Raw genomic sequence first — 13,614 nt, 5'->3', positions numbered from 1 at the left:
CAGTACACTTATATAAAATGTTGAATGAAGTTAGCTTATGAGTAAGCGGGGAGCACTAACGCTTCTCCGCTTATTTTTATATTAATAATTCCTATTTAAAGGAGGAAATTATAATGGCAAAAAAAATTGTTTCTGATTTAGACTTAAAAGGGAAAGTTGTACTTGAACGTGCTGATTTTAATGTACCTTTAAAAAACGGTGAAATTACAAATGATAACCGTATTGTTCAAGCTTTACCAACAATTAAATATATTTTAGAACAAGGCGGTAAATTAGTATTATTCTCTCATTTAGGTAAAGTTAAAGAAGAAAGTGATAAAAAAGAGTTAACTTTAAAACCAGTAGCGGATTCATTAACTGAAAAATTAGGCAAAGAAGTTGTGTTTATTCCAGAAACACGCGGTGAAAAATTAGAATCTGCAATTAAAAATTTAAATGAAGGCGATGTATTATTAGTTGAAAATACTCGTTTTGAAGATTTAGATGGTAAAAAAGAATCTAAAAATGATCCTGAATTAGGTAAGTATTGGGCATCATTAGGTGATGTGTTTGTAAATGATGCATTTGGTACTGCACACCGTGAACATGCTTCAAATGTTGGTATTTCTACTCATCTAGAAACAGCTGCAGGCTACCTAATGGAAAAAGAAATTAAATTTATCGGTGGTGTGGTAAATGATCCACATAAACCAGTTGTGGCTATTTTAGGTGGTGCTAAAGTATCTGACAAAATTGGTGTTATTAAAAATTTAGTGAATATCGCTGATAAAATCATTATTGGTGGCGGTATGGCATATACATTTTTAAAAGCACAAGGTAAAGAAATTGGTCTATCTTTATTAGAAGAAGATAAAATTGACTTTGCTAAAGAACTTTTAGAAAAAAATGGCGATCAAATTGTATTACCTGTTGATTGTAAAGTAGCTAAAGAATTTTCAAATGATGCTAAAATCACTGAAGTGTCTATTGATGAAATTCCAAGTGATCAAGAAGCAATGGATATTGGACCAAAAACAATCGAGTTATTTACTAAAGAATTACAAGGTGCTCACACAGTAGTATGGAACGGACCTATGGGTGTATTTGAATTTAGTAATTTTGCTAAAGGTACAATCGGTGTATGTAAAGCAATTGCTAACTTAGAAGATGCAATCACAATTATCGGCGGCGGTGATTCAGCAGCGGCTGCAATTTCACTAGGATTTGAAGATGATTTCACTCATATTTCAACTGGTGGCGGTGCTTCATTAGAATACCTTGAAGGTAAAGAATTACCTGGTATCAAAGCAATTAACGATAAATAATATTTATTTGAATAATAAAAATGTTTCTTTTATGATTTTCATGGGAAAACAATAAAAGAACGTAAATATTTATAATTAAGTTTAAATTTATTAATAATAGGAGTGTCAATAATGAGAAAACCAATCATAGCTGGTAACTGGAAAATGAATAAAACAGTTCAAGAAGCTAAAGACTTTGTAAACAATTTACCTACATTACCTGATGAAAAGGAAGTTGAATCAGTAATTTGTGCGCCAACAATTCAATTAGATGCATTAATCTCTCTAGTGAATGATGGCAAAGCAAAAGGATTAAAAATTGGTGCTCAAAACACTTATTTTGAAGATTATGGTGCATATACAGGAGAAACTTCTCCAGTAGCATTAGCTGATTTAGGTGTTAAATATGTCGTTATTGGACATTCAGAACGTCGTGAATTATTCCATGAAACAGATGAAGATGTAAATAAAAAAGCACATGCAGTATTTAATCATGGAATGACACCAATTATTTGTGTTGGTGAAACAGATGAAGAAAGAGAAAATGGCAAAGCTAACGAAGTAGTAAGCAACCAAGTAAAAGAAGCAGTAAAAGGCTTGTCAGAAGATCAACTTAAAGAAGTTGTTATTGCTTATGAACCAATTTGGGCAATCGGTACTGGTAAATCAGCTACTTCAGAAGATGCAAATGAAATGTGTGCACAAGTACGTAAAACAGTAGCAGACGTGTCTAGTCAAGATGTAGCTGATGCGACTCGTATTCAATATGGTGGTAGTGTGAAACCAAATAATGTTAAAGAATATATGGCTCAATCAGATATCGATGGTGCATTAGTTGGTGGCGCATCACTTAAAGTAGATGATTTTGTACAATTGTTAGAAGGTGCTAAATAATTATGGCTAAACAACCAACAGCATTAATTATTTTAGACGGTTTTGCTAACCGTGAAAGTGAACATGGTAATGCAGTAAAACAAGCGCATAAACCAAATTTTGATCGTTATTACAACAAATATCCTACGACTCAAATTGAAGCAAGTGGTTTAGATGTTGGTCTTCCTGAAGGTCAAATGGGTAACTCTGAAGTAGGTCATATGAATATAGGTGCAGGCCGTATTGTCTATCAAAGTTTAACTCGTATTAATAAATCCATTGAAGATGGTGATTTCTACGAAAATGAAGTGTTAGGTAAAGCAGCTCAACACGTTAAAGATCACGATTCAGCATTACATGTATTTGGTTTACTTTCAGATGGCGGTGTTCACAGTCATTACAAACATTTATTTGCATTATTAGAACTTGCTAAACAAAAAGGTTTAGATAAAGTGTATGTACATGCATTTTTAGATGGTCGTGATGTAGATCAAAAATCAGCAATTAAATATATTGAAGAAACAGAAGCTAAATTCAAAGAACTTGGTGTAGGTCAATTCGCATCAATTTCAGGTCGTTATTACGCAATGGACCGTGATAAACGTTGGGATCGTGAAGAAAAAGCTTATAATGCTATTCGCAATTTCGAAGGACCTTCTTATGCGAACGCTAAAGAAGGTGTAGAAGCGAATTATGCAAATGATGTTACAGATGAATTTGTTGAACCTTTCATAGTTGAAGGACAAAATGAAGGTGTTCAAGATGGTGATGCTGTTATCTTCTTCAATTTCCGTCCTGATAGAGCAGCACAATTATCTGAAATATTTACAAATAAAGCATTTGACGGCTTTAAAGTTGAGCGTGTAAATGATTTATTCTATGCAACGTTTACTAAATACAATGATAATGTTGATGCAGAAGTCGTATTTGAAAAAGTTGATTTAACGAATACAATTGGTGAAGTTGCTCAAAATAATAATTTAAAACAATTACGTATTGCAGAAACTGAAAAATACCCACATGTTACTTATTTCATGAGTGGGGGACGTAATGAAGAATTTGAAGGTGAACGTCGTCGCTTAATCGATTCACCTAAAGTTGCTACGTATGATTTAAAACCTGAAATGAGTGCATACGAAGTTAAAGATACATTGTTAGAAGAGTTAGACAAAGGTGATTTAGATTTAATTATTTTAAACTTTGCTAACCCTGACATGGTAGGTCATAGTGGTATGCTTGAACCAACCATCAAAGCAATTAAAGCAGTAGATGAATGTTTAGGTGAAGTGGTTGATAAAATTTTAGATATGAATGGCTATGCAATTATTACAGCTGATCATGGTAACTCAGATCAAGTTTTAACTGATGATGATCAACCTATGACTACTCATACTACAAACCCAGTTCCGGTAATTGTTACTAAAGAAGATGTAACATTACGTGAAACTGGTCGTTTAGGTGACTTAGCACCTACATTACTAGACTTATTAAATGTTGAACAACCGTCAGACATGACAGGTGAATCTTTAATTAAGCATTAGTAAAACTGTAAATGATAAGATGATTTAATATTATTCTTTAATATTAAGTCATCTTAGTATAAATATTTTATTAAATAACAAAAAATAGTTATAATAATTAAGGAATCTAAATTTAAAGGAGATTATTTATTATGCCAATTATTACAGATGTTTATGCTCGCGAAGTATTAGACTCACGTGGTAACCCAACAGTTGAAGTTGAAGTATTAACTGAAAGTGGTGCTTTTGGTCGTGCTTTAGTACCTTCAGGTGCTTCTACTGGTGAACACGAAGCAGTTGAATTACGTGATGGAGATAAATCACGTTATAGCGGTAAAGGCGTTACAAAAGCTGTTGAAAATGTAAACGAAATTATCGCTCCAGAAATCGTTGAAGGTGAATTTTCAGTTTTAGATCAAGTATCAATTGATAAAATGATGATTCAATTAGACGGAACACCTAACAAAGGTAAATTAGGTGCAAACGCTATTTTAGGTGTATCTATTGCCGTTGCACGCGCAGCAGCTGACTTATTAGGTCAACCATTATACAAATATTTCGGTGGATTTAACGGTAAACAATTACCAGTCCCAATGATGAATATTGTTAACGGTGGTTCTCACTCAGATGCACCAATTGCATTCCAAGAATTTATGATTTTACCAACTGGTGCTGAATCATTTAAAGAAGCATTACGTTGGGGTGCTGAAATTTTCCATAACTTAAAATCAATTTTAAGTGAACGTGGATTAGAAACTGCTGTAGGTGACGAAGGTGGTTTCGCTCCAAGATTTGACGGTACTGAAGATGCAGTTGAAACAATCATTAAAGCGATTGAAAAAGCTGGTTACAAACCAGGCGAAGATGTATTCTTAGGATTTGACTGTGCTTCATCTGAATTCTATGAAAATGGTGTATATGACTACACTAAATTCGAAGGTGAACATGGTGCGAAACGTAGCGCAGCTGAACAAGTTGACTACTTAGAAGAATTAATTAGTAAATATCCAATCATTACAATTGAAGATGGTATGGATGAAAATGACTGGGACGGTTGGAAACAATTAACTGATCGTATCGGTGATAAAGTTCAATTAGTAGGTGACGATTTATTCGTAACTAATACTGAAATTCTTTCTAGAGGTATTGAACAAGGTATTGGTAACTCAATCTTAATCAAAGTAAACCAAATTGGTACATTAACTGAAACATTTGATGCTATTGAAATGGCTCAAAAAGCTGGTTACACTGCAGTAGTATCTCACCGTTCTGGTGAAACTGAAGATACAACAATTGCTGATATCGCAGTAGCAACAAATGCTGGTCAAATTAAAACTGGTTCATTATCAAGAACAGATCGTATTGCGAAATATAATCAATTACTACGTATTGAAGATGAATTATTTGAAACAGCAAAATTTGACGGAATTAAATCTTTCTACAATTTAGATAAATAATTTTAGCACTATACTAAAATCAATAGAGTTCACGCGTTTGCCTGTCATAGAGTTGAGACTATGACAGGCTTTTTTTAATATAAAATTTTAAATAATAGTATAGAAGTGTAAGATTTAACTTCATTGATGAAACTGATATAATAATCCTGTAATTGAAAGAAGGAGAATTGAAGATGGATCAACAACTTAATCAGTCAAATAAAAGAGAACGTATTACTGGTCAATTGATTGGATATAGTTCGCTTGTATTTTGTATATTATTAATTATCCATAATTTTATTGCTTTAGATGCTCGCACTGCTAAAACACTGTTAACACTAGCACATCAAAAAGCGTCAAGCAGTGCAGTAGATAATATTTTAAATAGTTTTAGATATACAGGTATTATGTATATTCTTGCATATTTAGCTGGAGTGATTGCTTTATGGAATCGACATAAATATCTTTGGTGGTTTATGTTTGCCGTATATGTATCAAATGTATTATTTACACTTGTCAACTTAACAATGGTGTTAAATGCTATTATTGAAACAAAATCGGTTTTATTTATTTTACCTATTTTAATCGTCGTGATTGGTTCAGCAATATTAGCAATATATATGTTAATTATTTCAATTGTACGTAAAAGTACATTTAATCGATAGTATTTGATAACTATATTAAGAATATGTTATAATTCGGAACGTATATAATGAACGGAGGACAATTTTCATGCATACATTATTTATGGTCTTATTAATTATTGATTGTATTGCATTAATTACTGTTGTATTACTCCAAGAAAGTAAAAGTAATGGACTTTCGGGTGCGATTAGCGGGGGCGCTGAACAGTTATTTGGTAAGCAAAAACAACGTGGCGTCGATTTATTCTTGCATAGATTAACAATTGTGTTAGCCATCATTTTCTTTTTAATAATGATTGGAATAAGTTATTTTGGTTTATAAGGTCCGACGATATCAATGTCGGGCTTTTTTATTTATAATAGAATTAACACATTTTATAAAGAAGTCATTATTTTAATATAATCATCAATGCATATTTTTAAGCTATTCAGGGAATAAAATAGATTGATTATATAATGAATACAACCTATTAGTACAAATTAAAAAAATAATCATATTATAATTTTTGTTAGAGAGGGATAAAAAATGCAAATTAAGTTACCTCAACCTTTCTTTTTCCAAGAAGGTAAAAGAGCAGTCTTACTTTTACATGGATTCACAGGTAATTCCTCAGATGTAAGACAACTTGGTAGATTTTTACAAAAAAAAGGTTATACTTCCTATGCGCCACAGTATGAAGGTCATGCTGCACCGCCAGAAGAAATATTAAAGTCTAGTCCATATGTATGGTTTAAAGATGTACTTGATGGCTATGATTATCTTGTAGAACAAGGTTATGAAGACATAGCGGTAGCTGGATTGTCATTAGGCGGCGTATTTGCATTGAAGTTAAGTTTAAACCGTCCTGTAAAAGGTATCATAACAATGTGTGCACCTGCCGAAGTAAAAACAGAAGGTACAATCTATGAAGGTTTTTTAGAATATGCACGTAATTTTAAAAAATACGAAGGTAAAGATCAAGCAACGATTGATAAAGAAATGGAAGATTTTCATCCTACTGAAACACTCAAAGAACTTAGTGATACTTTAAGTCGTGTGCGTAATGATGTAGATGAAGTCTTAGATCCCATTTTAGTAGTTCAAGCTGAAAAAGATGAAATGATTGATCCTCAGTCAGCAAATTATATATACGAAAATGTAGATTCAGATGAAAAACAAATTAAATGGTATGCAAATTCAGGACATGTCATTACAATTGATAAAGAAAAAGAGCAAGTGTTTGAAGATGTATATGCGTTTTTAGAAGGATTAGACTGGTCTGAATAAATCATAAAAATAATTGATTAAAGAAAGGAGGGGCATGATGAATTTAAAGCAATCCATTGAAGAAATTGTAAAACAACCTGATTATGAACCGATGTCTGTATCAGACTTTCAAGATGCTTTAGGTCTTAGTAGTGCCGACTCATTTAGAGAATTAATAAAGGTGCTCGTTGAACTTGAACAAGCAGGATTGGTAGAGCGAACAAAGACAGATCGCTATCAACGTAAAGTATCAAATAAGAATTTAAGTTCAAAATTAATAAGAGGTACTTTAAGTCAAAATAAAAAAGGCTTTGCTTTTTTACGCCCAGAAAATGAAGAACTTGAAGATATTTTTATTCCACCAACAAAGATTAATCGTGCTTTAGATGGAGATACAGTAATAGTTGAATTACAAAAATCCAGAGGAGAGCATCGTGGAAAAGTTGAAGGTGAAGTAAAATCTATAGAAAAACACTCTGTCACACAAGTGGTAGGTACGTATAGTGAAGCAAAACATTTTGGTTTTGTCATTCCTGACGATAAACGTATTATGCAAGATATATTTATACCTAAAGGACAGAGTCTTGGAGCTGTAGATGGTCATAAAGTACTTGTCCAAATCACAAAATATGCTGATGGTACAGATAATCCAGAAGGACATGTGTCTGCTATTCTAGGTCATAAAAATGACCCAGGAGTAGATATTCTTTCAATTATTTATCAGCATGGAATTGAGATTGAATTTCCTGATGAGGTATTAAAAGAAGCGGAATCAGTCCCTGAAGAAATAAAACCTGAAGAAATTAAGGGACGAAGAGATTTAAGAAACGATCTTACAATTACAATAGATGGTGCAGATGCTAAAGATTTAGACGATGCAATTAGCGTTAAACGTCTAGATAATGGCCATACGGAATTGACAGTAAGTATTGCAGACGTAAGTTATTACGTAAAAGAAGGCTCTGCGCTAGATAAAGAAGCTTATGATAGAGCAACGAGTGTATATTTAGTAGACCGTGTTATTCCAATGATTCCACACCGTTTAAGTAATGGTATCTGTTCATTAAATCCTGAAGTAGATCGTTTAACGTTAAGTTGTCGTATGGAAATAAATGAGCGTGGCGAAGTGGTGAATCATGACATATTTGATAGTGTTATTCATTCAAACTATCGTATGACATATGATGCAGTGAATCAAATTATTACCGAAAAAAATACAGAAGTGCGTCAACAATACAGTGAAATTGTCCCAATGTTAGATTTAGCACAAGATTTATCTAATCGACTTATCCGTATGCGTAAACGTCGTGGTGAAATTGATTTTGATATTAATGAAGCAAAAGTGTTGGTCAATCAAGAAGGACTACCTACAGATGTAATAATGCGAGAACGTGGTGAAGGAGAGCGTTTAATTGAATCATTTATGTTAGCAGCCAATGAAACAGTTGCTGAACATTTTAACAAATTAGAAGTGCCATTTATTTATCGTGTTCATGAACAACCAAAATCAGATCGATTACGCCAATTCTTCGACTTTATTACTAATTTTGGTATTATGGTTAAAGGCACAGGTGAAGATATTCATCCTTCAACATTACAATCTATCCAAGAAGAAGTTGAAGGTCGTTCTGAGCAAATGGTTATTTCAACAATGATGTTACGTTCGATGCAACAAGCACATTATGATGATACGAATTTAGGTCATTTCGGCTTGTCAGCAGAATATTATACACATTTTACTTCCCCGATTCGTCGTTATCCAGATTTAACTGTTCATCGCTTAATTCGTAAGTATCTTGTCGATCACTCTATGAATCATAAAGAGATGCATAAATGGGAAGAAACATTACCAGAATTAGCAGAACATACATCCCAACGTGAACGTCGCGCAATTGAAGCAGAGAGAGATACAGATGAGTTGAAGAAAGCAGAGTATATGATTCAACATATTGGTGATGAATTTGAAGGTATTGTAAGCTCTGTTGCCAATTTTGGTATGTTCGTTGAATTACCAAATACAATAGAAGGTATGGTTCATATTTCTAATATGACAGATGATTATTATCAATTTGATGAACGACAAATGGCGTTGATAGGTGAACGACATGCTAAAGTGTTTAGAATTGGTGATGAGGTAAAAGTTAAAGTTACTCATGTAGACGTAGAGGAACGCATGATAGATTTCCAAATTGTTGGCATGCCATTACCTAAAAATGATAAATCACAGCGTCCTGCTCGTGGAAAAACGATTCAAGCTAAAACGCGTGGTAAATCTTTAGATAAATCCAAAGATAATCATCATAAAAACAAAAAGAAAAAACGTAAACAACGTAAGGGTAAAAATCAACGTCAACGTGATAAACAAAGCGCAACTAAGCATAAACCTTTTTATAAAGATAAAAATATTAAGAAAAAAGCGCGTCGTAAGAAAAAATAATCAGCAAAGAGGTGACATACATTAATGGCCAAGAAAAAAACAAAATCACCAGGTACGTTGGCTGAAAACCGTAAAGCAAGACATGATTATAATATTGAAGATACCATTGAAGCAGGTATTGCGCTTCAAGGTACAGAAATTAAATCGATTCGACGAGGTAGTGCGAACTTAAAAGATAGTTATGCACAAGTGAAGCGTGGAGAAATGTACATTAATAATATGCATATTGCTCCATACGAAGAAGGAAATCGTTTTAATCATGATCCATTACGATCAAGAAAGCTGTTATTGCATAAAAAAGAGATTATCAAACTCGGCGAACGTACAAGAGAAATTGGATATTCGATTATTCCTTTAAAATTGTATTTAAAACATGGACAATGTAAAGTTTTATTAGGCATAGCTCGTGGTAAAAAACTGCATGATAAACGTCAAGCATTGAAAGATAAAGCAATGAAACGAGATGTTGATCGTGCAATGAAAGCCCGTTATTAAGCATAATTGTTGCTTAATCGGGCTCTATTTGTTATGATAAGTAAAGTTGTTTAAATTAAACTGTATCTTATATTTTATTATATTGCGGGGGCGTTTTTGGATTCGACAGGGGTCCCCCGAGCTTATTAAGCGTGTCGGAGGGTTGTCTCCGTCATCAACACATTCGGTTAAATATAACTGACAAATCAAACAATAATTTAGCAGTAGCTGCGTAATAGCGCTCTGCATCGCCTAACAGCATTTCCTATGTGCTGTTAACGCGATTCAACCCTAATAGGATATGCTAAACACTGCCGTTTGAAGTCTGTTTAGATGAAATTTAATCAAACTAGCATATTGTTGGTTGTCTATTGCTTACCAATATGCGAAATGAATCAATAGACTACACACGTAGAAAGATTTGTATCAGGACCTCTGGACGCGGGTTCGAATCCCGCCGCCTCCATCTCATAGCTTGTAACCCTATTGGTTGCAGGCTTTTTATTTTTATTGCTCCAATACAGCTCCAAATATGCCCCAATAAAAATGCACCCTATAATTAAGATGCAATATTTTTGTATAAAACTATTTCATTTTTATCATTGTGAATTTCAAGGATAATATCATGAATTTTCTCATCTTCACTATAAGTATCTTTCATTTCATTATATTTAAAATATGCTAACTGTCTATTTGTCCTTTGTCCCAGTTATGTTGAGTTTTTATTGATTTTTTTGTTCTAAATCCGTAGAAGCGGTTTATCTTTTTAGGTGGGTTTTTAATAATTAAATTTCCTAGTAAAATCATAAAAATACTTGAAGGAAATAAAAGCATTTGATAACTTCCTTTTTCATGTTTTTGAAGAGCTTCTTTCTTAATATTATATAGAAATAATGTAACGAAAAAAATAATGTAAGTATGATGTTAATAAATTAAAGAATGATGAATACTTTTGACTAACACTAGATATAAGTCAGTTAGTCTAAGACAAAATAGAAATAACGAACTTTTATGATTGGTAAATCAACTGTGGTGATTAAATGTAATGCAATTTATATTTACATTTATGTGATAAATCATTTTGCCTCAAATATACAATGTTTTTAAATTTCAATTATTTATTGTAATAACATTAAAACGTTGATATATTAATGTTTGTAACGTTTTTTTTAATATATATTAGGGTAGTTTTAAAGAAAATAATTTATAATTTAATTGTTTGGAGAGAAGTAATGAACAATCAATCAAAATATTTTCATCATGTAGAACATAGGAAATTTCAAAGTAGTTCAAAAGCAACGCTTTGGTCTTCTTTGATTATTACGTTGATTTTTACAATTGTAGAGTTTGTAGGTGGGTTATATGCTAATTCACTTGCTTTATTATCAGATTCATTCCATATGTTAAGTGATGTTTTGGCACTAGGGTTGTCTATGCTTGCTATTTATTTTGCAAGTAAACCTCCAACGAAACATTATACGTATGGATTTTTAAGATTAGAAATTATTGTAGCTTTCTTAAATGGTTTAGCATTAATTGTTATTTCGTTAGGTATTATGTATGAAGGCATTTTGAGAATCATACATCCTGAATCGGTAGCAAGTGGTATCATGATATTTGTAGCTGTATTAGGTTTTATTATAAATATCATTTTAACACTTATTTTATATAGATCTTTAAGAAAAGAAGATAATGTTAATATTCAAAGCGCATTATGGCATTTTTTCGGAGATTTATTAAATTCAATTGGCGTTATCGTAGCAGTAGTACTTATTCATTTTACTGGATGGGAAATTATTGACCCAATCATTAGTATCATCATTTCTCTTATCATTTTAAATGGTGGATATAAAATAATTAAAAATGCTTGGAAAGTGTTAATGGAGAGTATTCCAGATGGATATGATTCAGATGAAATTATTAATGCAATGAAAAGCGTTGAAGGCGTTATAGATGTGCATGAATTTCATTTATGGAGTATCACTACAAACCATAGTTCATTGAGTGCTCATGTTGTTTTAAGTGATGAATATACTAAATGGCCATATTCAACGGTTAATAAAGTTTCTGAATTGTTGAAAGAAAAATATAATTTAGAACATGTTACACTACAAATTGAAAATATTCATCTTAACCATTTAGATGAAGATTACTTTAAACAATACGAAGAATGATAATTAAATAAGAGTAGAAGCGATGGATAGTAAGAGCGCTTCTACTCCTTATTTTTAGTTTTTATTTATTTTTTTACTATCTACGCGTTCAGAATTGCCTTTAGATTTGTGTGCTTTTGGATTATTTTTTTTATGTGCACTTTCGTTTACATCTTTGACTGTATCATTACTATGACTACATGCACCTAATACTAGAAAGCTTGAAAGTGTTAGTAAGGCTAATTTTTTCATTGTCTCATCCCTTTGTTTTAAGTCGTATCATATTTTAGTATGGCATATTAAATGTAATATTCAATAAATATTTATAAGTTTTAAAAAGAAGTCGAAAATAAAAGGTAGAGCCTCAAAACTCTACCTTTTTTATTATTAATTGTTTATTTGGTTTATATTATTATTCGTATTACCGCTTTGTGTATTTTGAGTTGTATTTGATGTGCTATTTTGATTTACATTATTAGTGTTGTTTTTTGTTGTATTAGATTCATTTGTATGATTATATTGAGTACTATTTTGACTATTCTGGGTTTGAGTAGAATTTGTTTGTTTTAAATCATTATTTGCTGAATTCGTCTGATATTGAGATGTGTCTTGTTGGTGTGTTGAAGGTTCTTGGTGTCGTTGTGTAGAATTTTGGTTATTTGTAGTCGCATTATTTTGTTCAGTAGTTGGGTTTTCTTGTTGTGTAGTTGGTGATTCTGATGACTGAATTGAATGTTCTTCTGTGGCGGGTGTGTTTTCTTGAGTGGCAGGAGTGTCCTGAATAGACTCATTTGATGTATCCTTATGATCTTTCTTAGAATTATTATCTTTTTTATTATTATTTTCTTTATTTGTTTTATTATCTTTAGGCTTTTCTTTTTTTACAGGAGTGATGTCACTTTTAGAGGGATTATTACTCTCAATGACTTTATGAATACCCAGTGCAAGCATACTTAATAAGATAATAATAATAGCCATAGCAAGCATTTTTAAGTAATTTTTATTCTTAAAAATAGCAATAATACCAAAAATAATGACTATACATGCGATTAAAAATAAAGTAATGCCTAGATAGAATATAATGTTATCCATAACTGACCTCCATAATTACAACATATCAATCAAATATTACTATAATTATTACATAATAAATATTAATATTTATTTAACATTTTATTATTTTTTTAAAACAATTTAGTTAATAAAATTATTAATATAATAGTGTTATTCATTCGATTTATTGTAAATGTTAATTTCTTCATTTTTAAAATTGATTGAAACATATAACTGGTCATCATATGTATTAATAGGAAGAGACGGTGTATTCAGTTTAAACTCTGATAGAATTTTAAATGAACCATTATTTAAAGGTTCAACTATAGATACATCATTTTCGTTTTGTTGTATAAGTAGATTTCTATTCGTCATATTATTAATTTTCCAATGATTCATGTAAACTCACCTCTATTAAAAATAAAAAGCCTGAAACATACTCAATACATATGTGCAGGCTTTAAAAGTTATATTCATAGTTAAATAAATATATTT

The 13,614-nt window shown here is 31.6% G+C and carries 13 protein-coding genes and 1 other RNA gene; 11 read left to right on the top strand and 3 right to left on the bottom strand.

Annotated elements, in window-relative coordinates; genetic code table 11:
* Positions 1-113: 113 nt before the first annotated feature.
* The 11 genes from MHI13_RS09255 (at position 114) to MHI13_RS09205 (ending at position 12,087) form a co-directional block, all read left to right on the top strand.
* The gene (locus MHI13_RS09255) at positions 114-1,304 is read left to right on the top strand and encodes a phosphoglycerate kinase (protein ID WP_017175905.1); all 1,191 of its coding nucleotides are present in this window, start codon (positions 114-116) and stop codon (positions 1,302-1,304) included.
* Between the two features lie 111 nt (positions 1,305-1,415).
* Entirely contained in the window at positions 1,416-2,177 is a 762-nt protein-coding gene (gene tpiA / locus MHI13_RS09250) for a triose-phosphate isomerase (protein ID WP_070548417.1), read from the top strand.
* Between the two features lie 2 nt (positions 2,178-2,179).
* Entirely contained in the window at positions 2,180-3,697 is a 1,518-nt protein-coding gene (gpmI, locus tag MHI13_RS09245) for a 2,3-bisphosphoglycerate-independent phosphoglycerate mutase (RefSeq protein WP_070548415.1), read from the top strand.
* Between the two features lie 131 nt (positions 3,698-3,828).
* On the top strand, positions 3,829-5,133 hold the full coding sequence (eno, locus tag MHI13_RS09240) for a surface-displayed alpha-enolase (protein WP_002448208.1): 1,305 nt from the start codon (positions 3,829-3,831) through the stop codon (positions 5,131-5,133).
* A gap of 173 nt (positions 5,134-5,306) precedes the next feature.
* Positions 5,307-5,777: a hypothetical protein gene (locus tag MHI13_RS09235; RefSeq protein ID WP_017175901.1), complete on the top strand. Its 471-nt coding sequence runs from the start codon at positions 5,307-5,309 to the stop codon at positions 5,775-5,777.
* Between the two features lie 67 nt (positions 5,778-5,844).
* Positions 5,845-6,078: a preprotein translocase subunit SecG gene (gene secG, locus MHI13_RS09230; RefSeq protein WP_002448159.1), complete on the top strand. Its 234-nt coding sequence runs from the start codon at positions 5,845-5,847 to the stop codon at positions 6,076-6,078.
* 204 nt (positions 6,079-6,282) lie between these two features.
* Complete coding sequence (locus tag MHI13_RS09225; protein ID WP_017175900.1) at positions 6,283-7,023, top strand: alpha/beta hydrolase; 741 nt, start codon at positions 6,283-6,285, stop codon at positions 7,021-7,023.
* 37 nt (positions 7,024-7,060) lie between these two features.
* Entirely contained in the window at positions 7,061-9,439 is a 2,379-nt protein-coding gene (rnr, locus tag MHI13_RS09220) for a ribonuclease R (protein WP_054105334.1), read from the top strand.
* 24 nt (positions 9,440-9,463) lie between these two features.
* The gene (gene smpB, locus MHI13_RS09215; protein WP_017175898.1) at positions 9,464-9,934 is read left to right on the top strand and encodes an SsrA-binding protein SmpB; all 471 of its coding nucleotides are present in this window, start codon (positions 9,464-9,466) and stop codon (positions 9,932-9,934) included.
* Positions 9,935-10,020: 86 nt separating this feature from the next.
* Positions 10,021-10,382: a transfer-messenger RNA gene (ssrA, locus tag MHI13_RS09210) on the top strand.
* 763 nt (positions 10,383-11,145) lie between these two features.
* Positions 11,146-12,087, top strand: a complete 942-nt coding sequence (locus MHI13_RS09205; RefSeq protein ID WP_070548414.1) for a cation diffusion facilitator family transporter — start codon at positions 11,146-11,148, stop codon at positions 12,085-12,087.
* 54 nt (positions 12,088-12,141) lie between these two features.
* Here MHI13_RS09205 and MHI13_RS09200 read toward each other — a convergent pair whose 3' ends face one another.
* The 3 genes from MHI13_RS09200 to MHI13_RS09190 form a co-directional block, all read right to left on the bottom strand.
* Positions 12,142-12,318, bottom strand: coding sequence for a hypothetical protein (locus MHI13_RS09200; protein ID WP_019835718.1), 177 nt, complete (start codon positions 12,316-12,318; stop codon positions 12,142-12,144).
* Between the two features lie 135 nt (positions 12,319-12,453).
* Complete coding sequence (locus MHI13_RS09195) at positions 12,454-13,158, bottom strand: hypothetical protein (RefSeq protein ID WP_017175892.1); 705 nt, start codon at positions 13,156-13,158, stop codon at positions 12,454-12,456.
* Between the two features lie 132 nt (positions 13,159-13,290).
* The gene (locus MHI13_RS09190; RefSeq protein WP_019835716.1) at positions 13,291-13,518 is read right to left on the bottom strand and encodes a hypothetical protein; all 228 of its coding nucleotides are present in this window, start codon (positions 13,516-13,518) and stop codon (positions 13,291-13,293) included.
* Positions 13,519-13,614 lie beyond the last annotated feature (96 nt).

This window comes from Staphylococcus sp. FSL K6-0223, from assembly GCF_038008285.1.
This window is presented reverse-complemented; position numbering and strand designations above follow the sequence as displayed.

Bases quoted from the DNA above. Each gene is read 5' to 3' on its own strand.
- eno (WP_002448208.1), top strand. From the start codon at position 3,829: ATGCCAATTATTACAGATGTTTATGCTCGCGAAGTATTAGACTCACGT.
- gpmI (WP_070548415.1), top strand. From the start codon at position 2,180: ATGGCTAAACAACCAACAGCATTAATTATTTTAGACGGTTTTGCTAAC.
- MHI13_RS09195 (WP_017175892.1), bottom strand. From the start codon at position 13,158: ATGGATAACATTATATTCTATCTAGGCATTACTTTATTTTTAATCGCA.
- tpiA (WP_070548417.1), top strand. From the start codon at position 1,416: ATGAGAAAACCAATCATAGCTGGTAACTGGAAAATGAATAAAACAGTT.
- MHI13_RS09255 (WP_017175905.1), top strand. From the start codon at position 114: ATGGCAAAAAAAATTGTTTCTGATTTAGACTTAAAAGGGAAAGTTGTA.
- MHI13_RS09235 (WP_017175901.1), top strand. From the start codon at position 5,307: ATGGATCAACAACTTAATCAGTCAAATAAAAGAGAACGTATTACTGGT.
- rnr (WP_054105334.1), top strand. From the start codon at position 7,061: ATGAATTTAAAGCAATCCATTGAAGAAATTGTAAAACAACCTGATTAT.
- MHI13_RS09200 (WP_019835718.1), bottom strand. From the start codon at position 12,318: ATGAAAAAATTAGCCTTACTAACACTTTCAAGCTTTCTAGTATTAGGT.
- MHI13_RS09190 (WP_019835716.1), bottom strand. From the start codon at position 13,518: ATGAATCATTGGAAAATTAATAATATGACGAATAGAAATCTACTTATA.
- secG (WP_002448159.1), top strand. From the start codon at position 5,845: ATGCATACATTATTTATGGTCTTATTAATTATTGATTGTATTGCATTA.
- MHI13_RS09225 (WP_017175900.1), top strand. From the start codon at position 6,283: ATGCAAATTAAGTTACCTCAACCTTTCTTTTTCCAAGAAGGTAAAAGA.
- MHI13_RS09205 (WP_070548414.1), top strand. From the start codon at position 11,146: ATGAACAATCAATCAAAATATTTTCATCATGTAGAACATAGGAAATTT.
- smpB (WP_017175898.1), top strand. From the start codon at position 9,464: ATGGCCAAGAAAAAAACAAAATCACCAGGTACGTTGGCTGAAAACCGT.